The following is a 23155-nucleotide window of genomic DNA, read 5'->3' as shown; positions in this document are numbered from 1 at the left end:
TGCGCGCCTCGCTCAGACCGACAGATGGGAGGGGATGCGCAGATGCCGGCGCACAACGTCGACGAAGAGCGGATCGCGCTTGGCGGCCCAGACGGCGGCGAGGTGGCCGATCGCCCAGAACGCGAGGCCTACCAGCCAGAGCCTCAAGCCCAGCCCGACGGCGCCAGCGAGCGTGCCGTTGAAGATGGCGAGCGCCCGCGGCGCGCCGCCAAGCAGGATCGGCTCGCTGAGCGCCCGGTGGACCGGCACGGAGAAGCCCGGCACTTCGCCGGCATCGCCCGCCATCAGACCAGCGCTCCGCCGCTGAAGGAGAAGAAGGACAGGAAGAAGCTGGAGGCAGCGAACGCGATGGAGAGGCCGAACACGATCTGGATCAGCCGCCGGAACCCGCCCGAGGTGTCTCCAAAAGCGAGCGCGAGGCCGGTCGAGATGATGATGATCACCGCGATGATCTTGGCGACCGGCCCCTGGATGGACTCCAGGATGGACTGCAGCGGCGTCTCCCAGGGCATGGAGGAGCCGGAGGCATGGGCGGCGGACACCGCGCAGGCGAGGGCGGCTGCAGCAGCCGTGGTTATCAGTAGGCGGCGATGGATGGAGACGGGGATCGAATTCACGAGGAGGTTCCTTCTTCACAAGGAGGGACGAGGGGGGAGATCCGGTAGTCGCCTTGAGGACCGAGCCCTTCGACACGCGCGAGCTCGGTCAACCGGCGCGCGGCACCGCGGCCCGACAGCACGGCGATGAGGTCGATCGTCTCGGCGATCAAAGCGCGCGGGACGGTGACCACGGCTTCCTGGATGAGCTGCTCCAGCCGTCGCAGAGTGCCCATGGCGCTGCCCGCGTGGATGGTGCCGATGCCACCGGGATGTCCCGTCCCCCACGCCTTCAGGAGGTCCAGGGCCTCGGCGCCGCGCACCTCGCCGATGGGGATGCGATCGGGACGCAGGCGGAGCGAGGAGCGCACTAGGTCAGAGATGGAGGCGATGCCGTCCTTGGTGCGCATGGCCACCAGGTTGGGCGCGGCGCACTGGAGCTCGCGCGTGTCCTCGATCAGGATGACCCGCTCGGAGGTCCTGGCCACCTCCGCGAGGAGGGCATTGGTGAGGGTGGTCTTGCCGGTAGAGGTGCCGCCGGCCACAAGGATGTTAGCACGGGAGACAACACCGTGACGGAGAGCCTCTGCCTGCGGCGCAGACATGATGCCGGCGGCCACATAATCGTCGAGCGTGAAGACCGCGACAGCGGGTTTGCGGATCGCAAAGGTCGGGGCGGCGACGATGGGCGGGAGCAGGCCCTCGAACCGCTCTCCCGATCCGGGAAGCTCGGCGGACAGCCGTGGCGCTCCGGCGTGGACCTCGGCGGCGATATGGTGCGCGACGAGGCGTATGATGCGCTCGCCGTCACCGGGGGCCAGTCGCTCACCGGTGGCGCCGAGCCCGTTGGACAGGCGGTCGACCCAGAGGCATCCGTCCGGGTTGAGCATGACCTCGACGACGGCCGGGTCATCGAGAAGGCGGGAAATCACCGGGCCGAGCGCGGTGCGCAGCATGCGCACCCCGCGTGTCATTCCCTCCGGATTGTGAGCTGAACCCGCCATCCCATCCCCGCCGTGACCGGGAGAAAAGCAGGGGCTTCCCGGATGGGGATGATTAAAGAAGGGGGAATTGGGGGAGATTCAACAACGGGATTGAGCTATCGCAGTGTGGCGCGCGATCGCCTGAAATCGGCGTGGCGCTCCTCATCGGCACCTGGCCGCAGCTACCGGTGTTGACCCGTTCCGGACGCCCGAAAGGTCCGCTTTGCGGCGGGAAACCGATTCAAGCACGGGCGACCCAACCGCGAAAAGTCAGCGCGGCATAGAACAGCTGCGGATCGGTGAAACCGGCTGCGCGCAGAATATCGACCTCCTCCTCCGGAGACAGGATGGGCAGACGCTCACCGACAACACGCGCGCCTCCGGTCCGAGGGTCAAAAGCGACGCCATTGCCCGCGGCGAACGCGCCAAAGCGGTCGAACCACAGGTCCCGCTCCGGACCGACGGGCGCGCTGTGATGCGCGACCACGAACGGCGCGCCCGGCTTCAGCCGGCGTCGAATTTCCGCCAGGGTCGAAAGCCGGTCCTCCAGCGGGACGAAATGCAAGGTCAGAAGGCAGCACCCCGCATCGAAGGGTCCTTTCGGTGCTGAAACAATATAGCCCTCGTGCAGGTCTGCCCGGTCCGCGAATGGCCCAAGCGTGTAGGTCGCCAGCTTTAGCATCTTGGCGGATGGATCAACGCCGACGAAACTCCAGCCAGGTTGCGCCTCTGCGAACGCCCGCAACTCAAGCCCCCCGCCGGCGCCGACCACGAGGATGCAACCATCTGCCGGGGCAGTTTCCGCCATGAGCAGCCGCGTCATACGCTGCAGGTCGCCATAGCCCGGCACAAGGCGCGGCGGGTTTTCAGCGTAGCGCGCGACGGCCGCCGCATCGTCGAAACCGTTCATGGCCGATCGAGCCCGCCGTGCGCCGACTCCATAACCAGAACCCGGTGCGCGGCGACGCCGGCCATGACGCCAGCGGCCGACGCCAGCGTGGCGTTATACATCTCGGTTGCAGCATCGCCGGCGGCGAACACCCCAAGCACGCTGGTCTGCTGCATCGGATCGACCTTGATGTAGGGTCCGGTCATGCCCTCCGCGAAAGCGCAACCAAGCTGGGCTGCCAGCGGGCTGGCCATTTGCGTGCGTGGTGCGGTGAAAACGGCCTCGGCCGGGACCTCGCGGCCGTCGGCCAAGACCAGGCTGCAAACGTCAGACCCCTTTCCGACAAGCTCGACGACCGGTGTGCGTTCGATCTCGACACCACGCGCGCCGAGCAGCGCCGCTTCCTCAGCGGTCGGTTCGAATACCCCCTGCGTATAGAAGGTCGTGGGGCCCCAGTCGGGCAGGATCATCGCTTGGTGCACCGCGCCCGCGGCGTTGGCGATGGCGGCGAGGCGACGGCCCCGCACTTCGTAGCCGTGGCAGTAGGGACAATGCAGGACGCTCACGCCCCAACGGCCCATCATTGACTGCAGCGGCAGCGTGTCCTGCACCCCGGTGGCCAGGATGAGCTTGCGGCCCTCGACCTGCGCGCCCTCAGACAGGGCCAGGGTGAACCTGTCGTCACGGACCGAGGCGGCCAGGGCCTCGGCATGGTGGAACGCGACGGTCGTGTATCGCGCCAATTGATCGAGCCCCTGGCGCATGATCTGTGCCGGTGGGATGCCGTCCTGTCCGAGGAAGCCGTGGGAGGCCGCCGCGAAGCGGTTTCTGGGACGCCCCGCGTCCACGAGCAGCACGCTGCGCTGCGCGCGGGCCAGCTGCATCGCGGCGGAAAGGCCGGCGAAACTGCCCCCGACCACAACGACGTCGTATCGATCCATGTTCGCACTCGCAACTTTCAGTGTTGCGTGAAACATATAGAGCGGATCCCGAAATGCAACTTATATTGTTACGAGTGATTTAGCTCTAGGTTCACGCCATGCCTGCAGACACCCGCCTGTCCCGAATGCTGCACGTACTGATCCACATGGATCATATCGGCGGCCCCGTGACCTCCGAGGTCATCAGCAGAATGCTCGACACAAACCCGGTCGTGGTGCGGCGGACCATGGGCTGCCTTCGGGCGGCGGGTTATTTGACCTCCGTCAAAGGTCACGGCGGCGGGTGGGCGCTGGCGCGGCCGCTCGACACGGTGAGCCTGCGCGACATCCACGAGGCGCTGGGCAGCCCCAAGATGCTGGCGATCGGCCTCGCCGACGACAATCCTGACTGTCTGATCGAACAGGCCGTCAACGAGGCACTGAAGGACGCCATGGCAGAGGCCGAGCACCTTTTGCTCACTCGCTTTGGCGAGGTGACGATTGGCGCCTTGTCGCGCAAGATCGCTTTGCCTCTCAGCAAATGAGTGGCTGGAGCCGTTGGCCGACTATGCGTATTTGACGGGGTGCACCGGGCTCAGCACTTGAGGTGGTTGGCGGATAGCTGCAAGTCCCCGTGGCGCTTGGATCGAACTTCATTACGAACGTGCGCTGTTGACCGATACCGTTGAAAAAGTCGGTCTTAAGAGGGACGCGAGGGCGTTTCGGATTTGGCCGATTGATCCTCGCCCTCTCACGCGGCCCTGAACTGCGGTCCGTTCGGCAGGAGCTTTGCGAGCTTCCTGAGGTTCTGGGCTGCTGCGGCGAGGTGGAAGTCGTCTCTGGCGCCGTTCGGTCCGCGTAGGCGCAGGCGATCGAGTTTCAGGATGCGCTTCAGGTGAGCGAACAGCATCTCGACCTTCTTCCGCTCTCGCCGCGAGGTGACATAGGTATCGGTCTCGGCGATGTCCCTGGCCATGTCGCGGGCGCCCTCGTGGATCGAGCGCAGGATCTTGCGAGCCGGCGTGTTGGGCGAGCACTGCGGCTTCAGCGAGCAGGCGTCGCAGTCCAACTTGCTGGCGCGGTAGCGCATCATGCCGTTCTCATCGACGAGCGGGCGCTCTGTTCGATAGACCTTCTGGCGCTGCCTCAGCTCCTTCCCACCCGGGCAGGTGTAGAGATCGCGGTCGTGGTCGTAGGCAAAGTCGGAGCGGCTGAAGGTGCCGTCGCTGCGCTGCGATTTGTCGAAGACCGGGATGTGCGGCTCGATCCCGCGCTCATGCACCAGCCAGGCGAGGTTCTCGGCCGAGCCGTAGGCGCTGTCAGCAGCTAATCGGGCCGGCCAGAGGCCGAAGCGCTCCTGCGTTCGGTCGAGCATGGTGCGGGCCGAGCCTACCTCTGCCTGCCGGATGGCACGGCTGGCCTCGACATCAACTATGACGGCGTGGTCGAGGTCGATCAGATAATTGGTTGCATAGGCGAAGAAGGCGTGGCCCTTCAGGGCGCCGGTCCATTGCGCTGCTGGGTCCGAGCGCGAGATGAACTTCGGCTTCGCCTCACTGGCCGCGCCCCAGGCGGCCTCGTCGAGTGTGTCGAGATACTCGCGCACCGAGCGACGCGTCCGGGCGAGATCGTCCCAGTCGACCACTTCGGAGGCCGCCGCCGAGCGCTGCTTGTTGGCGTCGGCCTTGATCAGGCTGGCATCGACCGCAAAGCCTTCGCCGCCGACCAGCCCCTCGGCAATGCAGCGCCGCACGGTCGTCTCGAACAACTCCCTCAGAAGATCGCTCTCGCGGAAACGGCCATGCCGGTTCTTCGAGAAAGTCGAGTGATCCGGGACGTCGCCTTCGAGTCCGAGCCTGCAGAACCAGCGGTAGGCCAGGTTCAGATGCACCTCCTCGCACAGGCGGCGCTCGGACCGGATGCCGAAGCAGTAGCCGACGAGCAGCATTCGGATCATCAGCTCCGGATCGATCGAGGGCCGACCCATCTCGCTGTAGAACGGACGCAGATGCGCGCGGATATCAGAGAGATCGACGAAGCGGTCGATGGCTCGGACCCAATGATCGGCCGGGACGTGGCGCTCCAAGCTGAACTCGTAGAACAGCGCTTCCTGCGCCACCTGCCGCTCGCCCATCATCGCGTCGCCCTCCATCTGGAGATGACTGAATCAGGACTTCAAAGCCGCAGCAATGCCGACTTTTTCAACGGTATCGACCCTTTGCCGACCCTCGACTGCCCTTTCAGCGATGTCCGCTTTGCGCCCCCAATTGAGACGTTCGGGAGTGAATCGGCAGCAGCCAAAAGCGGACGACACTTACTCAGCTAGTGTCATGACCAACAAATAGTTCGAATCGTTCCGGGCGCGCCGACTTGCAAGCTTGTAGCTTGCACTGAGATGCTGGCAGACAGGTTAGATTTGCCGAAGGCTGTTTTCTGTTCATCCTTCGGCGCGGCTGAGCAGGGAAAAACCACGATCGCCAGACCAACCGTGCAGACAGCGATCACGGCGAAGGCGGTCGCGTAGGCGTGCGGATCGTCGCTTTGCAGAAGCGCTCCGATCAACGCGATCCCGAACGCGAAGCCGGTCTGCCGCATCGTCACGCAGATCGCGGAGGCCGTTATGGCTTGCGCTGGGCGCGCGGCGGAAACGGCCGCTGCGGCAGATCCAAGCACCCCGGCCATTACGACCGCTAGGCCGTACTATCTGTGCGCTTCGACCGGGGAGTCGCTTTGCCACGTTCTGGCTTTGATTCGGCCAATCAGCCCTTTTTTCTTGCATAATTTTGGCCAATCACGCATATTCAGGCGCGATAAACGCATAAGGTCCGCTATTGGTGCAACATTTTTCCGTCATTCAGTCGCTTTGTCGCCTGGGGCTAAAAGCCCAGGATCCGGCTTTTCGCCAACAGGTCGAGCGGTTGCACGAGCGGCTGGTCAAGGCCGGCGATACGAAGGATGCCGAAACGTTGGCCCGCCTGCTGAATGCCGCGACGACCGCGACAGCCATGCAGCCGACCAAGGTCGAGCTGTCGCGCTTCCACATCACGGGCGAGCCGCTGACGCCGCAGGTGCATCCGCCCGTCGATCGGGAGACATCTCAGGCCCTGTGTCGCATCGTGCTCAAACCGTCCGAGATGGCCCAATATCCTGTCTTGAGCGAGCGGAGCAGGAAGGCGGTTGCCGACCTCATCGCCGAATGGAAGACGTTCGAGCGCTTGAACGCGCTCGGCGTGCCGCCCGGTCGGTCGCTGCTGATTTTCGGACCGCCGGGCTCCGGCAAGACCTTGACCGCGTTTCACATCGCAGCCGCGCTCGGCCTGCCGCTGATCGACGCGCGCATCGACGGGCTGATCAGCTCGTTCCTCGGCACCACGGCCCGCAATATCGCGAACCTGTTCGCCTTCGCCAATCGCTACCGCTGCGTGCTGCTGCTCGACGAATTCGATGCCATCGCCAAGCTCCGTGACGACCCGCAAGAGGTCGGCGAGATCAAGCGCGTCGTCAACAGCCTTCTACAAAGCCTCGACACACGCGCCGACATCGGCATCACCATCGCCATCACCAATCATCACCGGCTGCTCGACACCGCGGTCTGGCGACGCTTCGACACACAAATGCAGCTAGGCTTGCCCGACGAGCAGGCGCGCGCAGAGATGCTGGCGCAGTTCCTGAAGCCTCTCGCCGTCAATCAGGCCTTTGTGCAACTGATGACCTATGTTGCGGACGGCATCTCGGGCGCCGATCTGAAACGCTACGCCAACGCCATCAAGCGACAGATCGCATTGCGGGGCGAGGACGCTTCGCCGACCAATCAGTTCAAAGCGCTGTGCGAGGTGCTCGCGCGTGAACCTTCGATGCGCGTGCATCCGCGCGCCCAGCTCATGATCGATGACATCGAGGCCTTCGTCGCCTCTGCGATGCATGATCCGGCATTCCCGGTAAAGCAAAAGCCGCTCGCTTCGCTCATCGACGTCAACCAAGCAACCGTCAGCCGCTGGCTTGCGCGCGCAGCGCCATCGGAGGCGGGTCATGCCCAATAATCCCGTCCAGTTCGTCACCAACGGCGAAGATTACATCCAGGACCGCGATCCCGGCCGCAAAGGCGAGGAAAAGGATTTTTTCGAGGATCGCGATGCCGATTTCCGAGCGCACCAAGACGCTCTCGTGCAGACGTTGGAGGCGATCAATCAAGCCATCACGCGCGCTGGCTATGGCCCGGCGACCTATGTGCGCGTGACCTTGCGCGAAGCCGCGCTCGCAAAATCCTATCGCCCGAACTCCGCGCTATTCACGCCCGACCGCTTTCCATGCGTCGGCGCTGGCGCGATCGGCGAGATCTTTTTCTTTCTGCCTCAGGTCCAATTCCCCGAGCTTGTCGCCCGGATCCGCCGCGCCGAAGCCACGGTCCCCGTCACCACGTCGCGCACTGGGCGCATCTACCGCACGACCACGCGCCTGCGCTCCGAAGTCGGCGCGATCGAAAGCATCGAACTCGTACCCGCTTCCGATAAACGCCTCTTCTCGGCTGCCGAAGCCGTACAGGCTTTTGTCGATCCGAGCGCATTTCCGGGCTATCAGGTCGAATTGTTCGAGGTTCCGCCTCTCAATGCGATCGAAACCGACCGCTGGGGTCGGCGGCAATTGTTCGAGAGCCTGTTCAAGCTGCTCACCTCACTTGGCAATGGAACGCGCAGCTACCTGCTCCCCGCTGTCGGTCGCACTCCGATGCTGGAAGTCCAGTTGACGCGCTCGCCTGACGAGCCCGCGCTGCTCGATCTCAGCCAACTGGTGACGACCAGCGCCGATTTTCCGACAACGGTCCCAGAGGTCGATACATCCCTTGATCGTCACGAAGCTGCGCTCGATCGGCTCGCCAGTCACCCACTGGTGCGCCGCATCGATCCGCCAGTGCGCCTCACATTGGATCAGGCGCTTCGTACGACTGAGGCGCGTGCCTTTGCTCTGCCCACTCCGGCTGCTGGCAGCAGCTACCCCAAAATTGGCATCATCGACAGCGGCGTTGGCGCGGCCTTCGCAGCCTGGACACTTGGACGCTTCGATCACCTCACGCCTGACCAGGTCGACGCCGCGCACGGCAGCAATGTCGCAGGCATCGTCGTCGCCGGGCAGGCCGCAAATGGGCCAGCGATCGCGCCCGAACGCGACGGCTGTCACGTCTATGATATCGCGCTCTTTCCCAAGCTGCCCTTCAACTTCGTCTACAGCGGCGGCTTCAGCGATTTCCTCGAAGAAGTCGAGCAAGGTATTCGCGAGGCTAAGGACGAGCACGGCATCCGCGTCTTCAACATGTCGATCAACACCTGGAACCCCGTCCAGCGCCACAGCTATTCGACGCTCGCCGCCCGCCTCGATGCGATCGCGGATCGACTTGGCGTGCTCATCGTCAATTCCGCCGGCAATCTGAAACCTGCCGACGCCCGAACGCCATGGCAGAACACGCCACGGGACAATCTCGCTTACTTTGCTGCCCGTACATCGCCCGACACGATCTGTCAGCCGACGGAATCGGTACGCGGTCTCTCCATCGGCGCTCTCAATTGTCCGGGCGGGCCGCAAATCGCCGATACGCCCGCCCGCTACAGTCGCCGCGGTCCGGGTCTGCAAGTCGGCATCAAACCGGATCTCGTGCATTACGGCGGCAGTGGCGCACTCGTCGCAGGGCATCCGACCGGGCTCGTATCGAGCAAGGCCGACGGGGCAGCAATGCATGTCTGCGGCACATCGTTCGCAGCCCCGCTCATTGCGCGCACGCTCGCCGAGCTCGACCTCTCGACCTCGCATTTCCTGACGCCGCGAACGTTGCGAGCGCTGGCCATTCATCACGCGGACACGCCAGAGCCGATGACGAAGCGTGGCCTAAAGGACCTCGCGCGCCAACTCACCGGCTTCGGTCGCCCGCCATCAGCCGCCGAGATGCTGGAGACGCCGGATCATCGCATCACCATGGTTTTCGAGGGCAGCTTGCCCAAGGGCGCCGATCGTCCGCAGATCATGCGGTACGAGTTCGCCTGGCCGGCATCCCTCGTCGATGCCGCCACGCAGGCATGTTCGGGACGCGTCCGCATGACGCTCGTCTACGATCCGCCACTCGATCCGGCCTTCGGTGCCGAGTTCGCACGCGTCAATCTCGATGCCGCGCTCAAGCAGCAGCAGCCTATCCCGCGCAAAGATGGCCAGCCGTCTTTCTCGGACCAAACGACGATGCTCGGATTGCCCCAAACCAGCGGCCTACCTGTGCGCGAACGCGCCCTGATCGATCACGGCCTAAAATGGTGGCCGACCAAGAAATACGTGGCCAATCTCGATGGAAAGGGGACCAGCGCGAACTGGCGCCTGGAAATTTCCAGCCTCACCCGCGCCGAGGCAACGTATCCCGCTGAGGGGGTCCCGTTTGCACTCATCCTCACACTGGAAGACGAGAGCGGCACGAAACCGATATTCCAGACATTCCGCCAATATCTGCAAACCCGTGCCACGGCCGTCACCGACATCCAGCTCGCGCACCGCGTGCGCCAACGAGCCTAAAGGCCTTACGAGACCATGGCCGACTACGACTTTCACCAACTTTCCCCAGACGACCTGGAGATCCTTGCGCGCGATCTGCTGCAAGCGCATTGGTGTGTCACGATCGAAAGCTTCAAGACCGGCAAGGACGGCGGAATTGATCTGCGATACGCCGCCGGCACCGGCAAGATAATCGTTCAGGTGAAGCACTTCGTCAGAACCGGGCTTGCGGGTCTGATGAGGGAGTTGGACAAAGAAGCAGCGAAGGTCCGGCGCCTTAAACCGACCCGCTATGTTCTGGTCACGTCGGTTCCGCTATCGGCCGTCAACAAGGATGCGATCGTCGCACTTATTGGAGCCGACGTGCTGACGCCTAGCGACGTTATCGGTCGGGAAGGCCTGAACAATCTACTCGGTCAGCGCCCCGAGATCGAAGGCAAGCATTACAAGCTATGGCTCGCGAGCCGCGCCGTTCTAGACCGCGTTCTGCACAACGCGTCGGTCACGCGAAGCGAATTCAAGGCCCGTCAGGTTCACGACGAAGCCCGACGCTACGTTCAAAGTGGCGCGTACCCACAAGCGCAGAGGATGATCAACGAACAGCGCGTCGTCGTGGTGGCAGGGCCGCCCGGCGTCGGCAAAACGACGTTGGCCAACCTTTTGCTCTATGAACATCTTGCGCGCGGCTTTCAGGCCGTCGTGATACAGCGTGACATTGAAGAAGGGCTCGCCCTATTTCAGCCCGGAACCCCACAGATTTTCTATTTTGATGACTTCATGGGAGCGACCTTCCTCAGCGATAGGTCGTCCGCGGTGACGGGCGCCAGCGACAAAGCCCTTCTCGAATTCATCGCGATGGTGCGCTCGACACCAACGGCGAGAATGGTTCTCACGACACGCGAACACATCTACTCGCTTGCGATGGACAGGTCGGAGAGGTTGCGCCGCTCTGACATCGACGATCTGAAGATCTACCTGCGAATGCCGGACTACTCCTTCGCGCAGAAAGCCCGTATCCTCTACAATCACCTGTATTTCAGCGACCTGCCGGCAGAGTACCAGGATGAGCTTCTTCGGGGCGACTATTATCTTCGCATCATAAAGCACGAAAAATTCAATCCGCGTTTGATTGAATGGTTGTCTAGCTTCCGCAGGCTCCGCAACATCGCCGTCAACGACTATCGCACCTTCATCGACAATCTGTTGCGTGATCCTTCCGAAATCTGGCGTCATGCCTACGAACAGGAAGTCACCGACGCCGGCCGGTCCATGTTGCTGGTTCTCTTCTCCATGGGCGGCAAGGCAGCCGGGGTCGCGCTGAAGCCGGCCTTCATCAAACTGCACGAGCATCGCGCCAGGCGTTACGGGTTCGCCACCCGACCGGAGGACTTCAGGTCGGGACTACGAGAGATCGCAGGCACTTTCATTAAGCCGTTCGGTACACACGGTGTTGAGGTCATCGACCCGTCCGTTCTCGACCTCTTGAACGCAATTGTCCGCCGAATCCCGGAGAACGCGATCGACGTGGTGGCCGCAGCTCACAACTTCGGTCAGATCGAACACGTGTGGTCCTTTGCGAAAGCGCAGAGCAGCGGCGCCGTCCTGGACGCTTTTCGGCACAATGATGGTCCGATTGCAGCCTCGCTCGCGCACTGCATGTCCGAAGCACGTCGCATCGATATGGGTAAGGGCGCGGTCGGTTACCGAGGACCGACATTCGAACGGCGACTGACGGTCATCATCGACGTGGCAGATCGGCTTGCGTCGCCCTCGATCGCGTCCCTCATCGCGCAGCTTTTCGCGCGTCTCCAACAGGAATGGATCACCGAGCGGCCCGACATTAACGGCGGGGTTGACGCTCTTCGCTCACTCGAAGGCACTCACTTGGTCGATCCCGTCATTTTGGATGCCATGACGACGGCGATCAAAGTTGCTCTGCTTGAAGCTGTTCAAGATGGTTGCCGCTCTGACGAGTTGCGCGAGCTGATCGGTGTGATCGGCACCTCCGAAGCCGATACCGATTCAGCACTCTCGGCCGCGCGCGCAGCGTTCGACGCGTATTGCAGAGGAACGTTTCAGGACGAGCTGCGCGAATGCCGCTCGCGTGATCAATTTGAAGGTCTCGTTGAGGATCTTGAACTCTTTCGCGACCAGCTCGGCGTCGATGTGTCGTCGTTATTGACAAGAGTGGAAGAGGCAAAAACGGAATTCGAGGAGCATGAGGACGCCTATGCCGACCACATGCAGGACGAATATAAGGAGCGATGGCGTGATGAGCGCGCCAGCGAGCGGAGCGTGTCAGACATGTTCGGTTCCCTTCGCGGGGACCGGAGCTGATCGTCCGTTTGCTGTCAGCTCTGCCGATAATTCTGATGAACTGGGCGTCCCCGCACCCCGTGGCGCACGGTCAGGTCCTATGTCGCCGCGATTGCGGCGCCACGCGCACCACGTGAGCACGAGCCAGTATGCTAGCCAAGTCGACGAGTCGGTCACCGCGATAGGCCTACTCCAAGAGGAATATGACACTCACTCGTTCCGTCCAACGAAGGCGTCTATGATCTACAAGGCGACGGGTGACCATGCCGCCGTCACTATCGGTCTCCTCGAATACGGCCAGGGGGGCGAGCTTCCCCATCCGGGTTTTGTGATGCTGGGTTCACCGCTGCTGGCTTGATTTGAGCCCAAAGGAGCCGACGACATTGCGCTCCAAGGAAGTGATCTTAAGGGGAAGTTCTACACCTCTCCCATCAAACGCCATGCCCTGACAGTCAGGTTGTTGTCATTGAAAACCAGCCCCCCCGCCAGTGTTACCGGCTAGGTCGCGCTGACCATCTTCACGGGCAATCCCTCCCATGGGCGGTACGGATTTATTCTTTGAATTGCGTCGGGGCGGCGGTATCCTCTCGATATGTCAATTGACGTCCCTATCGACAGCATTGCCGAGTCAGACTTTGTCGCTTTGATCGACGGCGCTATTCCAGAGTCCACCACCCTGGACTTCAAGCGGGACACCTATGGAAAAGCGGATGCGGACAAGCGCGAATTCCTCGCGGACGTTTCGGCGTTCGCTAATACCCTGGGTGGCGACCTCATCATTGGGCTCGATGAAGCGGGCGGCGTTGCGACAGCGATTGTCCCCTTCACCGGCAATGCCGATGACGAAAGCCGGCGTCTGGAAGACATGGCCCGAACCGGTCTTGAGCCGCGATTGACCAGCCTGCGGATTCGCGCCGTCCCCGTGAACGGTGGGGCGGTCTTCGTCATACGGGTTCCCCGCAGCTTCAGCGCACCCCATCGAATGATAGCACAGAACAGCAACAGATTCTTCGCGCGCGGGGGCACGCAGAAATACGAGCCGAACGTCGACCAGCTCCGGCACCTTTTCCTCGATACACCCGTGATACTGGACCGAATCCGTGCCTTTCATACCGACCGCCTAGTCAAGATCGCCGCTGGGGAAACGCCGGGCAATCTCACTCGCGTCGGCAAGCTTGTGCTCCACGTCGTTCCTGTGCCGTCGTTCACAGATGGTAGAATGGCAGATCTCGTGACGCGAGTGGCGGGCGGAACGCATTCCCCCGTCCCGCTCGATATCGTCAACTTTGGCACGGCCTGGAAGGTCAACCTCGACGGGTATCTTTCGCATGCGGTGACATCTCCCGGCCAAACCGGCGGCGCCTATGCCCAGTTCTTTAGAAATGGGGCAATCGAAGGTGTTGGCGAGCTGCGAAGTGACGATAGCGTGAGTTCACGCTTTATTATGAGGGATCTGACCAACGTGGTCGTTTCGCGGATCCGTCAGTATCTCGATGTTCTGAAAGCCTATGATCTCGGAACGCCCGTCTATGTCTTCCTCGCCATCTGCAATGCCACCGAGGTTGTGTATCGCTATGTCGACAATTCCGGAATGAGGTGGAACGAGACTTTGCCACTAGGCCGCGAAATCGTGGCGCTGCCGGAGACATATATCGATGACTTTGCTGTCGACGTCATCGACGTGATGAAGCCGACACTGACCGCACTTTGGAACGCGTTCGGTTTTATCGGGTGCGAGCGTTACAACGATGTCGCCAAGTGGAAGGCGGCGAACCCATACTCCCTCTTTTGGTAGGCCCAGCACACTGGGATGGGCTTTGATTGGGCACCTCCTTCGGACCGGGCTCCGAGGCTGAAGGGAGACTGCTTTGGCCAGAAAGCTGACATAGATCCGGCCGGCATCTAATGACCGCAATGGGGTCGGCTGCAGAACGGCGGCTATATCCACAGCGGCAGCCGAAACCGGCCGGTCCGTTCCCGGCCCGATACCGTTGAAAAAGTCGGCATTGCTGAGTTGGTGAAGTCCTGATTCAGTCGTCTTGGCGGAGGGCGGCGCGATGATGGGCGAGCGGCAGGTGGCGCAGGAGGCGCTGTTCGACGAGTTTAGCCTGGAGCGGCATGTTCCGGCCGATCATTGGGTCCGCGCCATCGACCGGTTTGTCGACCTCTCAGATATCCGCGCGCATCTGCGCCCGTTCTACAGCGCGATGGGACGGCCCTCCATCGATCCGGAACTGATGATCCGGATGCTCCTCATTGGCTACTGCTTTGGCATCCGCTCCGAGCGCCGCCTGTGCGAGGAGGTTCATCTGAACCTCGCCTATCGCTGGTTCTGCAGGCTCGGGTTGGAGGGCCGTGTGCCCGACCATTCCACCTTCTCGAAGAACCGCCATGGCCGCTTCCGCGAGAGCGATCTCCTGCGCGAGCTGTTCGAGGCGACCGTCCGGCGTTGCATCGCGGAAGGGCTGGTCGGCGGCGAAGGCTTCGCGGTCGATGCCAGCCTGATCAAGGCCGACGCCAACAAGCAGCGGTCGGCAAAAGCCTCCGAGCCGGTCGATTGGGACGATCTCGCCCGGACGCGTCGATCGGTGCGCGAGTATCTCGACACGCTGGATGAAGCCGCTTGGGGCGCGGCCAGCGAGGCGAAGCCGAAGTTCCTCTCGCGCTCCGATCCGGCGGCGCAATGGACCGGAGCCCTGAAGGGTCATGCCTTCTTCGCCTATGCCACCAACTATCTCATCGACCTCGACCACGCCGTCATCGTCGCCCGCACCATGCTCGACCGGACGCAGGAACGCTTCGGTCTCTGGCCGGCAAGGCTCGCCGCCGACAGTGCCTACGGCTCGGCCGAGAACCTCGCCTGGCTGGTGCATGAGCGCGGGATCGAGCCGCATATCCCAGTCTTCGACAAATCCCAGCGCAGCGACGGCACCTTCAGCCGCTCCGACTTCGCCTATGACCACGCCCGCGATCTCTACACCTGCCCGGGCGGGAAGGAGCTCCACCAGTATCGCCGCCCCTTCAGCATCGACCGCGAGGGTGTCGATCCCGAAGGCTTCATGCGCTACCGCGCCAGCAAGTTCGATTGCGACGCCTGCTCGCTGAAGCCGCAGTGCTGCCCAAACACGCCGGCCCGCAAGATCCTGCGCTCGATCCACGAGGGCGCCCGCGACATGGCCAGGGACATCGCGCAGACCGACGCATATGTCACCTCAAGGCGCGAGCGGAAGAAGGTCGAGATGCTCTTCGCCCATCTCAAGCGCATCCTGAAGCTCGATCGGCTGCGATTACGCGGACCGAACGGCGCCAGAGACGAGTTTCACCTCGCCGCGGCAGCCCAGAACCTCAGGAAGCTCGCCAAGCTCCTTCCGAACGGGCCGCAGATCAGGCCCGCATGAGAGGGCGAGCCTCGATCGACCAAACCCGCCACGCGGCGGCTGCGCTCAAATGGCCGACTTTTTCAACGGTATCGGCCCCAAACCGGCCGTTCGTCGCAGCCGCAGCGAACTTCTGCTCATGGCGCGAGAGCCTCTTTCTCAGGCTTTGGCAGCACCGCCCTCCTCGGCGATCTCCTGCGCCAGCCTCGGCCCCTTCGCGAGCCGCCGGCCCAGCGCCGCGACAAACACCTCATACCGCTCCCCCGCCTTTGCCCGCGTTGCCTGGGCCGCCGGCTCCGGCAACGCCGGCGTGGTCGACAGCCAGAACCTCACGAACACGGCCAGCGTCTCGACAGAGATGCTGAGATCGCGCTCCAGCCGGGCCATCCGTCGGTCCAATTGATCGAGGCGTTTGGCGACGGCAGCCTCCCGCTGCTCGGCCGCGTCGGGCGACAGGAAGGATGCGATGGCGGCTTCGGCGATCAGGGACTGAGGCTGGTCGCGCCGCGCGGCATAATCGGCCAGAAGCCCCATCGTCGTCGGATCGAGATAGACCGAGATCTGCGCTTTCTTCTTGCGTGGGGCCATCGCCGTCACAGCTCCATACCGTCATTGGGATCGAGCGAAACCTGACGCGCGACGCCTTGCATGACTCTGTTCATGCGACTGGTCCGGGCCACGTCATCGTCGGTCTCGTCGACCGGATCGATCTCGAACTCATTCCGCACTTGTTGCAGCACCTCCACCGTCTCCACCCGCGCCAGCTCCGGCTGGCGCCGTTGCTCCGAACCCGTGGTGTCCTCATCATCGGTCTCCTCGACCATCAGGTTGAGCTGTGACGGCACTGGCAACGGGAGCACTGTCCAGTCGTCGGGCTGGCGATCGCGAGGGGCCTGGAGCTCCGGCGGATGCAGAACTCGCTCCCTGAACCGCTCATCGTCGTAGTACCGCGCCTTCTTCGCCCGGATCGGCGGCGTGCCGGCCACCATGACGATCTCGTCGGCGGGCGGAAGCTGCATCACCTCGCCGGGTGTCAGGAGCGGGCGCGCCGTCTCCGAGCGCGAGACCATGAGATGACCGAGCCAGGGCGATAGCCGGTGGCCAGCGTAGTTCTTCATGGCCTTCATCTCGGTGGCGGTGCCGAGGGCGTCGGAGACACGCTTGGCGGTGCGCTCGTCATTGGTGGCGAAGCTCACCCGCACATGGCAGTTGTCGAGGATGGAGTTGTTCGGCCCGTAGGCCTTCTCGATCTGGTTCAGGGACTGGGCGATGAGGAAGCTCTTGAGCCCGTAGCCCGCCATGAAGGCGAGCGCGCTCTCGAAGAAGTCGAGCCGTCCAAGCGCCGGGAACTCGTCCAGCATGAGGAGAAGCCGGTGACGGCCGGCTTTAGCTTTCAGGTCCTCGGTGAGCCGGCGCCCCACCTGGTTGAGGATCAGGCGGATCAGCGGCTTGGTGCGGTTGATGTCGGACGGCGGCACGACAAGGTAGAGCGTCGTCGGCCGGGCACCTGCCACCAGATCAGCGATGCGCCAGTCGCAGCGCCGGGTCACCTCGGCCACCACGGGATCGCGATAGAGCCCGAGGAAGGACATGGCGGTGGAGAGCACGCCGGAGCGTTCGTTCTCAGACTTGTTCAGAAGCTCGCGGGCCGCGCTGGCGATGACGGGATGGGGACCTGCTTCCCCCAGATGCGCCGTTGTCATCATGGCGGCGAGCGTCGTCTCGATGGGCCGCCGGGGATCGGAGAGGAAGGCGGCGACACCGGCCAGGGTCTTGTCCCGCTCGGCATAGAGCACGTGGAGGATGGCGCCTACGAGGAGCGCATGGCTGGTCTTCTCCCAGTGGTTCCGCTTTTCCAGCGAGCCCTCCGGGTCCACCAGAATGTCGGCAATGTTCTGGACGTCCCGGACCTCCCATTCCCCGCGGCGGACCTCCAGCAGGGGATTGTAGGCGGAGGAGCGCACATTGGTGGGATCGAACAGCAGCACGCGCCCGTGCCGGGCGCGGAAGCCGGCGGTGAGCTGCCAATTCTCGCCCTTGATGTCATGGACGATGGCCGAGCCAGGCCAGGTGAGGAGCGAGGGCACGACGAGGCCAACGCCTTTACCGGAGCGAGTGGGCGCGAAGCACAGGACGTGCTCGGGTCCATCATGGCGCAGATAGTCCCCTCCGTGGCGCCCCAGCACCACGCCGTCGGGACCGAGCAGCCCGGCCGCGCGGATCTCCTCCGGCTCGGCCCAGCGCGCGGAGCCATAGGTCTCGACGCGCCTTGCTTCCCGCGCCCGCCAGACCGAGAGGCCGATGGCGGCGGCGATGGACAGGAAGCCACCCGAGGCGGCGATGATCGCCCCCTCGGTGAAGATGGCCGGCGCATAAGCGTCGTAGAAGTACCACCACCAAAAGAAGGCCGACGGGGGATAGACCGGCCAGGGTCCCAGCAGGAACCAGGGCGGGCCGAGCTGCTCCTGGAAGCCCAGCCGCCACGCCACGAACTGCGTGGCGCCCCACGTGGTTGCGAGCACGATGGCGAGAACCAAGAGGATCTGGCCCCAGAGGATCTTGGTCGCGGACATGCGGCGCTCCATTGATGTGTGGGGTTAGAGACCGAGGCCCCGTTTGCGGCCAAAGGACCAATCAATGCCACCGTCGGCGCGGGCGACGCCGGAGACGTGCTTGCCGAGCTGCTTCTCCACGGAGGGTGTCCACGGCACGAGCTGGAAGCCCAAGCCATCATCGATCATCGCGAAACGACCCGAGGCGAGGGCGAAGCGCTGGCGGTAGTTGCCGGAGACATACTCTCCGTTTGCAGACCGCCGGAACCGCAAGCCGCTCTCGACAGCGATCCTCTCGCCCAGAGCGTCCACCTCCCGTTTGCGCAATGTCTCGATCAGGTCCCGGGAGAAGGTAACGCGCCGGCCTTGGCGCTCGGCCAGACCCTCCCGGACCAGATGGTCGGCGCGACGCTCCGTGGCATCGCTCACCTCGGCGCCGAAGCCGCCCTCCGACAAGGGCACCGGTGTGCGACTGAGCGCTTGCCGGTCGAGCCAAGTGGCGCCCGAGGCCGTGACCTGTCGATCGATGTCGAGATCGGAGCGGACCGCCAGTGCAATACGGGGCTGGCCCCGCCCGTCCTCGAACCTCCGCAGCTCGACGATGGAACCGGGAGAGCCATCGCCGGCTGCATTGAGGTCGGGCAGCCGGATGTGGTGGGTGCGCCCGTCGACGCCGTCCACCACGGCATAGGCTGAGCCCTTCAGCTCGTCATCAAGGCCGCGATCAATGAGGCGGCCAACGATGGGCGCGTCCAGGCTCTCGCCCGCGAGCACATAGCTCGCTGTTCCGCGCTCGATCCCCTGTGCCGTGAGGGCGCGGTGCATCCGCTTGATGATGTCGCCGCGTTCGCCAAGGGCGCGTAGCGCCGCCTCGGCCTTCTCGTCGATCACCCACTGGCCGGGGCCGATCTCATCGGCGAGCCCGAGGGCCTCGAGTTTGCGCAGCCGGCCGACCTTCAGAGGGAGGAAGGCGTCCGGCCCGCCATTCGCATCGCGTGCCACGTCGATGATGCCGGGTTCGCGCTGATCGCGAACCAGCTGGCGGTCGAGCTGTGTCCAGCCCTCCGCCTCCACCTGCCGCTCGACGGCGCGGTGGATGTCGAGGTCGGTACGCGGCCCCAGTTCCTGGGTCAGGAGATCCTGCGCGCGGGCACGCATGCCCTCCTTGATGTAGTCGCGGGAGATGACCAGGTCCTGGCCATCGTCGGTCCGGCCTCGCACCAGAATGTGCAGGTGGGGATTGTCGGTGTTCCAGTGGTCAACACCGACCCAGTCGAGCTTCGTGCCGAGGTCCTTCTCCATCTGGCCCATGAGGTCGCGGGCAAAGGACCGGAGGTCCGCCATGTCTGCAGCATCCTCGGGCGAGACGATGAAGCGGAAATGATGCCGATCGTCGGCGCATCGCTCCGCGAAGGCGCGGCCGTCCCCCTCCTCGGCGCCCGGCCCGAACAGGCGGGCCTTCTCTCCGCCCCGGGTCACGCCTTCCCGGCGCAGATAGGACAAGTGCGCGGTCAGCGGTGTGGCACGGGCGGTGTGGCGCACCACGCGGATCTTGATGACGACGACGCGCGAGCGACCCGTGAGCAGGCGGTTGGCCTGGATGCTCGCCGTCCGCCCGCGGCCGAAGTGGGAGCGCTTGCCGGAGGTGAGGCGACCGGATCGGGAGACGTGGCCGCCGGCCTTCTGGGCCGCCGCGAGGGCCTGGGCGATGAAGGGGCGAGCTCGCTGCGCGCGGGTCGAGCGGATGCGGCCGGGCCGGACGCGGAATTCACGCTCATCGGCCATGACGCGCCCCCGCAAGGTGCGAGAAGGCGAATTTAGTCAATGGCTTGAGCGTTCGACGCACGTTGTCGATCAGCGGGACAATGTGCGTTTGGCTGAAAATCCACCTGCAAAAACAACCGCCCGACCGAAGCGCACCTTGCGCCCTTTTATCTCGCCATCGGTCGGTGGTTTCCCAGTCCTTCCGCCCCGTCCTTCGCTTGAACGGCAGAAAACCCGACGAGGTGCGAATGAGCCCGGTCGTGGTCATTGCACGCCTCCCGAGCCACCAAGAGCCACGAAGAGGCCTTCCGCGCGCGGAGCAATCGCTGAGACATCCCGTAAGTCGGGCGTCGGCTGGGCACGATCGTGTGGCGCCGGATCTGCAGCCGAAGCGCGGAACGGCTGCACCGCAAAGAGGGCTGCTTGAGCCCAGGACGGCGTCTCGACCGCCGGCGGAGCGGCCGACTTCAGTGCGGACGTCGCGGCCTCGCCGCGGGCGATCTCTGGCACCAGCTTGTCGACATAGGCGCGCGTCTCCGGTGGCAGGGCACGCCCCTTGCGGGAGGTCTCGTAGCGGCCCGGCCCCGCATTGTAGGCGGCGAGGAAGCCGGGATTGCCGAAGCGATCGAACAGCTCCCGCAGATAGGCGGCCCCGGCCATGATGTTGTCGTGGGGATCGTAGGGATCGTCGCCAAGACCGTAATGGATGCGCAGTTCGGTCCAGGTCTGGGGCATGATCTGCATCAGCCCCATTGCGCCTTTGGACGAGGTCGAGCGCGCGTCGCCGTCGCTTTCCTTGCGCATCACGCCACGGATCCAGACGGAGGGAATGTCGAAGCGCTCCGCCGCTTCCGCAATGAAATCGGCGTAGCGATCGACGGCGGGTCGAGCGTTCCGGGCCGCCTGCACCTCTGCCGCGGGGACAGTCGTCGAGGAGCCTAAGAGCACCCCGGAAAGGACGATGAGGACAGCGGCTCGATGGCTGGCGCGCACTCGCAGCAGCGAGCGCAAATCGGGCAAAATCAATCCGGTCCGCAGCATGGCGGCCTCGCGAAGCTGATGATGGTTGAGGTGGGACTGCGCTCAGCGTGTCGGCGCGCGCCAGACGAAGTGGCCGTCGCCGGCTTCATCGGTGTAGATCGGCATGGCGCGCCCGATCACAGTGCTCGCCGACAGTGGTCCGAAGTACCGTCCGTCGAGGCTGTCCGGCACGTCGAAGTTCATGAGGAAGAGCTCGCCTTGGGCGATGCGACGGCATCCGTGCCAGACCGGCAGTGGACGGCCCATACGGTCGCGCTCTAACGCCTCCCCATAGGCCACGCCATCGACGGTGATGGTGCGGTTTGTGCGGCAGACCTCCTGTCCGGGAAGCGCTGCCACCCGTTTCATCAGCGGCACGCCGGCGCCCACATAGCCACGCTCCACCAGGAAGCGGGCGAGCGCTGCCGGCGGCTTGATGGCGAGGAGGTCGGTGACCTCCAGCCGGCGCGCCGGCTCGATGGCATAGAGCCCGATGGGCGCGCTGGCGGAGACGTTCCACACCAGCTTGAGCGGTGTCGGAACGAGCGCGGCGGTCGCCACCCCCATCACCGAGAAATAGGTGACCATCACAGTGCCGAAGCGGGTCATTCTTCGCACTCCCGCCGCTTGAGCCATGCATGATGGCGCTCCGGCGTGTAGGTGCGGGGCATGTGGCCGGCGATCAGGCGGTTGTGGACGTGCCGCCAGTGGTCGGGGGCGACATCCGCGCCGTTGACGCCGATGGCCTCGACGGCATCCATGTGATGGAGCACCTTCTCGACCTTCGGCCAGCCATCGGCGCGCAGCAGGATTTCCCCGCCGGGACGCACGAAAGGCAGCGTCTGGTAGGCTTCACCCGGCGCGACGGCGCGCACGACGTCGATGCGCGAGACCACGGTGCCGAAGTCGTTCGACGCCCAACGTACGAAGGCAAAGATGCTACCCGGCGCGAATGAGACGATGCGCCGACTGCGATCGAGGATCTGCGCATGAGCTGGGCGGCCGAAGCGGATCCAGTTCTCGATCCGCTTCTCGATCCAGGTCAGTTCGACGTGAGTCAGCGTGTCGACGAGCGGCACGGTCGGCACAAGAGCGATAACAACAGAGGGCACGGAAGTGCCGGTCATGACGCATCTCCTGGGGTTGGGGGAAACTCGCGGGCGAGGAGATCGCGGAGCATGTCTGCGACGGTCTGGCCGCGACTGAAGGCGGCGATCTTGATGCGCGCGCGAAGGTCGGGCGTGATGTCGATGGTGAGCCGCGCTGTGAAGGCGCCGGATGAGCCATCACCTGCCGGCTTGGCCTCGGCAGCCTTGATCCACCGCTCCGGATTGGCCGGCCGCGCGGCGAAGCCCTTGCGGATCGGTGGCGCGCTCATGGCAGGCGTCCCGGACCGGCGAGACCGGCGATCTCCGCCGCCAGCGCCGCAATCTCCCGCGTCGCCGGCCCGTCCGCGTCGAGCTCGCTGACGAGCCGCCCGGACTGCGCCGACATGGCGAAGGCGACGCGCTGGCCAATGGTGGTCGCGAGCACGGGCGGATCGTGATCCGCCAGCGTTTCGGCCGTCTCGCGGGCGAGCACGGTGCGGGCACCGCAGCGGTTCAGCACGAACCGCGCAGCAAGCTCCGGCCGGTAGATGCGAGCCTCGCTGAGGAGGGCCAGCATCTCGGCGGAGGCCCAGCCGTCGAGGGGCGAGGGCTGCACGGGGATCAGCACCAGGTCGGCGGCGAGCAGCGCGGAGCGCATGAGGGCGGCGACACGGGGAGGCCCGTCGATGACCACATGGTCGGCATCCCGCGCCAGCTCGGGGGCTTCCCGATGCAGCGTGTCTCGGGCGAGGCCGACGACGCCGAACAGGCGCGGCAGCCCTTCGCGGCTGCGCTGCTGCGACCAGTCGAGGGCCGAGCCCTGCGGATCCGCATCGATGAGCGTGACGCGCTGACCGCGGCTCGCCCACGCACCGGCGAGGTGCAAGGCTAGCGTCGTCTTGCCGACACCACCCTTCTGATTGAGCAGCGCGACGATCATCGGGGATCTCCCGAGGTGTCGGCAGGCATCATCTCGGGTGCGGAGAGAGGATCTGGAGCCTGAAATCCGTCTTTACGGCAAGACGGAAGACCTTCATCCTTAGAGGTGCGCAGATGGGCAGGTTTTCGGGCCGGCTGAGTGCGATTGTCCACATCGCCCGCGCGCCTTTTAAGGTTAGAGTCTAT

21 protein-coding genes are annotated in these 23155 nt (G+C 64.3%); 6 read left to right on the top strand and 15 right to left on the bottom strand.

The genetic code is table 11. From position 1 onward, the window contains the following. Positions 1–12: 12 nt before the first annotated feature. The 5 genes from V5F48_RS23505 to V5F48_RS23485 form a co-directional block, all read right to left on the bottom strand. Entirely contained in the window at positions 13–285 is a 273-nt protein-coding gene (locus V5F48_RS23505) for a VirB3 family type IV secretion system protein (RefSeq protein WP_394260452.1), read from the bottom strand. Beyond that, the gene (locus V5F48_RS23500) at positions 285–596 is read right to left on the bottom strand and encodes a TrbC/VirB2 family type IV secretion system protein (protein ID WP_394260458.1); all 312 of its coding nucleotides are present in this window, start codon (positions 594–596) and stop codon (positions 285–287) included. The genes V5F48_RS23505 and V5F48_RS23500 overlap by 1 nt, the downstream gene beginning before the upstream one ends. 17 nt (positions 597–613) lie before the next feature. Then, positions 614–1600: a P-type conjugative transfer ATPase TrbB gene (gene trbB, locus V5F48_RS23495; protein WP_394260451.1), complete on the bottom strand. Its 987-nt coding sequence runs from the start codon at positions 1598–1600 to the stop codon at positions 614–616. A 220-nt stretch (positions 1601–1820) separates the two neighbouring features. Beyond that, positions 1821–2489, bottom strand: a complete 669-nt coding sequence (locus V5F48_RS23490; RefSeq protein WP_394260450.1) for a class I SAM-dependent methyltransferase — start codon at positions 2487–2489, stop codon at positions 1821–1823. Beyond that, positions 2486–3409 carry an NAD(P)/FAD-dependent oxidoreductase gene (locus tag V5F48_RS23485; protein WP_394260449.1) on the bottom strand — a complete coding sequence of 308 codons (924 nt, stop codon included), beginning with the start codon at positions 3407–3409 and terminating at the stop codon, positions 2486–2488. Before V5F48_RS23485 ends, V5F48_RS23490 begins: the two co-directional genes overlap by 4 nt. 98 nt (positions 3410–3507) lie before the next feature. Here V5F48_RS23485 and V5F48_RS23480 point away from each other — a divergent pair, with 98 nt between their 5' ends. Further along, positions 3508–3933 carry an RrF2 family transcriptional regulator gene (locus V5F48_RS23480; protein WP_394260448.1) on the top strand — a complete coding sequence of 142 codons (426 nt, stop codon included), beginning with the start codon at positions 3508–3510 and terminating at the stop codon, positions 3931–3933. A 206-nt stretch (positions 3934–4139) separates the two neighbouring features. Here V5F48_RS23480 and V5F48_RS23475 read toward each other — a convergent pair whose 3' ends face one another. After that, a complete protein-coding gene (locus V5F48_RS23475; protein WP_394260447.1) occupies positions 4140–5525 on the bottom strand; it encodes an IS1182 family transposase in 1386 nt (461 codons plus the stop codon). A 191-nt stretch (positions 5526–5716) separates the two neighbouring features. Next, entirely contained in the window at positions 5717–6070 is a 354-nt protein-coding gene (locus V5F48_RS23470; protein ID WP_394260446.1) for a hypothetical protein, read from the bottom strand. 152 nt (positions 6071–6222) lie between these two features. Here V5F48_RS23470 and V5F48_RS23465 point away from each other — a divergent pair, with 152 nt between their 5' ends. The 5 genes from V5F48_RS23465 (at position 6223) to V5F48_RS23445 (ending at position 15627) form a co-directional block, all read left to right on the top strand. Beyond that, positions 6223–7428, top strand: coding sequence for an AAA family ATPase (locus V5F48_RS23465; protein ID WP_394260445.1), 1206 nt, complete (start codon positions 6223–6225; stop codon positions 7426–7428). Further along, positions 7418–9934, top strand: a complete 2517-nt coding sequence (locus tag V5F48_RS23460) for a S8 family peptidase (protein ID WP_394260444.1) — start codon at positions 7418–7420, stop codon at positions 9932–9934. Before V5F48_RS23465 ends, V5F48_RS23460 begins: the two co-directional genes overlap by 11 nt. Before the next feature lie 15 nt (positions 9935–9949). Beyond that, complete coding sequence (locus V5F48_RS23455) at positions 9950–12250, top strand: nSTAND3 domain-containing NTPase (RefSeq protein WP_394260443.1); 2301 nt, start codon at positions 9950–9952, stop codon at positions 12248–12250. Between the two features lie 571 nt (positions 12251–12821). Further along, positions 12822–14024 (top strand): AlbA family DNA-binding domain-containing protein, encoded by a 1203-nt coding sequence (locus V5F48_RS23450; RefSeq protein ID WP_394260442.1) that lies wholly within the window; start codon positions 12822–12824, stop codon positions 14022–14024. Positions 14025–14286: 262 nt separating this feature from the next. Further along, complete coding sequence (locus V5F48_RS23445; RefSeq protein ID WP_394260441.1) at positions 14287–15627, top strand: IS1182 family transposase; 1341 nt, start codon at positions 14287–14289, stop codon at positions 15625–15627. A 138-nt stretch (positions 15628–15765) separates the two neighbouring features. On the opposite strand, the gene V5F48_RS23440 is transcribed toward V5F48_RS23445, so the two are convergent. From V5F48_RS23440 to parA, 8 genes are all read right to left on the bottom strand, one after another. Beyond that, entirely contained in the window at positions 15766–16194 is a 429-nt protein-coding gene (locus tag V5F48_RS23440) for a CopG family transcriptional regulator (RefSeq protein WP_394260457.1), read from the bottom strand. Positions 16195–16199: 5 nt separating this feature from the next. Further along, entirely contained in the window at positions 16200–18179 is a 1980-nt protein-coding gene (locus tag V5F48_RS23435) for a conjugal transfer protein TraG (protein WP_394260440.1), read from the bottom strand. A gap of 24 nt (positions 18180–18203) precedes the next feature. Then, the gene (locus tag V5F48_RS23430) at positions 18204–19943 is read right to left on the bottom strand and encodes a relaxase/mobilization nuclease domain-containing protein (protein WP_394260439.1); all 1740 of its coding nucleotides are present in this window, start codon (positions 19941–19943) and stop codon (positions 18204–18206) included. 243 nt (positions 19944–20186) lie between these two features. After that, positions 20187–20963 carry a lytic transglycosylase domain-containing protein gene (locus tag V5F48_RS23425; RefSeq protein ID WP_394260438.1) on the bottom strand — a complete coding sequence of 259 codons (777 nt, stop codon included), beginning with the start codon at positions 20961–20963 and terminating at the stop codon, positions 20187–20189. 42 nt (positions 20964–21005) lie between these two features. Beyond that, complete coding sequence (gene traF / locus V5F48_RS23420; protein WP_394260437.1) at positions 21006–21551, bottom strand: conjugative transfer signal peptidase TraF; 546 nt, start codon at positions 21549–21551, stop codon at positions 21006–21008. Further along, positions 21548–22069, bottom strand: a complete 522-nt coding sequence (locus V5F48_RS23415) for a DUF2840 domain-containing protein (protein ID WP_394260436.1) — start codon at positions 22067–22069, stop codon at positions 21548–21550. The genes traF and V5F48_RS23415 overlap by 4 nt, the downstream gene beginning before the upstream one ends. Next, positions 22066–22320 (bottom strand): hypothetical protein, encoded by a 255-nt coding sequence (locus V5F48_RS23410; RefSeq protein WP_394260435.1) that lies wholly within the window; start codon positions 22318–22320, stop codon positions 22066–22068. The genes V5F48_RS23415 and V5F48_RS23410 overlap by 4 nt, the downstream gene beginning before the upstream one ends. Continuing rightward, a complete protein-coding gene (parA, locus tag V5F48_RS23405) occupies positions 22317–22970 on the bottom strand; it encodes a ParA family partition ATPase (protein WP_394260434.1) in 654 nt (217 codons plus the stop codon). Before parA ends, V5F48_RS23410 begins: the two co-directional genes overlap by 4 nt. Positions 22971–23155 lie beyond the last annotated feature (185 nt).

The organism is Xanthobacter autotrophicus ATCC 700552 (assembly GCF_043194565.1).
Taxonomy (GTDB): domain Bacteria; phylum Pseudomonadota; class Alphaproteobacteria; order Rhizobiales; family Xanthobacteraceae; genus Xanthobacter; species Xanthobacter autotrophicus_F.
The sequence above is the reverse complement of the archived record's forward strand: the minus strand, read 5'-3'. Positions and strand labels throughout refer to the sequence as shown.

Coding starts and splice junctions, on each gene's coding strand:
- V5F48_RS23505 (WP_394260452.1), bottom strand. CDS start 285: ATGGCGGGCGATGCCGGCGAAGTGCCGGGCTTCTCCGTGCCGGTCCAC.
- trbB (WP_394260451.1), bottom strand. CDS start 1,600: ATGGCGGGTTCAGCTCACAATCCGGAGGGAATGACACGCGGGGTGCGC.
- V5F48_RS23490 (WP_394260450.1), bottom strand. CDS start 2,489: ATGAACGGTTTCGACGATGCGGCGGCCGTCGCGCGCTACGCTGAAAAC.
- V5F48_RS23485 (WP_394260449.1), bottom strand. CDS start 3,409: ATGGATCGATACGACGTCGTTGTGGTCGGGGGCAGTTTCGCCGGCCTT.
- V5F48_RS23480 (WP_394260448.1), top strand. CDS start 3,508: ATGCCTGCAGACACCCGCCTGTCCCGAATGCTGCACGTACTGATCCAC.
- V5F48_RS23475 (WP_394260447.1), bottom strand. CDS start 5,525: ATGATGGGCGAGCGGCAGGTGGCGCAGGAAGCGCTGTTCTACGAGTTC.
- V5F48_RS23470 (WP_394260446.1), bottom strand. CDS start 6,070: ATGGCCGGGGTGCTTGGATCTGCCGCAGCGGCCGTTTCCGCCGCGCGC.
- V5F48_RS23460 (WP_394260444.1), top strand. CDS start 7,418: ATGCCCAATAATCCCGTCCAGTTCGTCACCAACGGCGAAGATTACATC.
- V5F48_RS23455 (WP_394260443.1), top strand. CDS start 9,950: ATGGCCGACTACGACTTTCACCAACTTTCCCCAGACGACCTGGAGATC.
- V5F48_RS23450 (WP_394260442.1), top strand. CDS start 12,822: ATGTCAATTGACGTCCCTATCGACAGCATTGCCGAGTCAGACTTTGTC.
- V5F48_RS23445 (WP_394260441.1), top strand. CDS start 14,287: ATGATGGGCGAGCGGCAGGTGGCGCAGGAGGCGCTGTTCGACGAGTTT.
- V5F48_RS23440 (WP_394260457.1), bottom strand. CDS start 16,194: ATGGCCCCACGCAAGAAGAAAGCGCAGATCTCGGTCTATCTCGATCCG.
- V5F48_RS23435 (WP_394260440.1), bottom strand. CDS start 18,179: ATGTCCGCGACCAAGATCCTCTGGGGCCAGATCCTCTTGGTTCTCGCC.
- V5F48_RS23430 (WP_394260439.1), bottom strand. CDS start 19,943: ATGGCCGATGAGCGTGAATTCCGCGTCCGGCCCGGCCGCATCCGCTCG.
- V5F48_RS23425 (WP_394260438.1), bottom strand. CDS start 20,963: ATGCTGCGGACCGGATTGATTTTGCCCGATTTGCGCTCGCTGCTGCGA.
- traF (WP_394260437.1), bottom strand. CDS start 21,551: ATGACCCGCTTCGGCACTGTGATGGTCACCTATTTCTCGGTGATGGGG.
- V5F48_RS23415 (WP_394260436.1), bottom strand. CDS start 22,069: ATGACCGGCACTTCCGTGCCCTCTGTTGTTATCGCTCTTGTGCCGACC.
- V5F48_RS23410 (WP_394260435.1), bottom strand. CDS start 22,320: ATGAGCGCGCCACCGATCCGCAAGGGCTTCGCCGCGCGGCCGGCCAAT.
- parA (WP_394260434.1), bottom strand. CDS start 22,970: ATGATCGTCGCGCTGCTCAATCAGAAGGGTGGTGTCGGCAAGACGACG.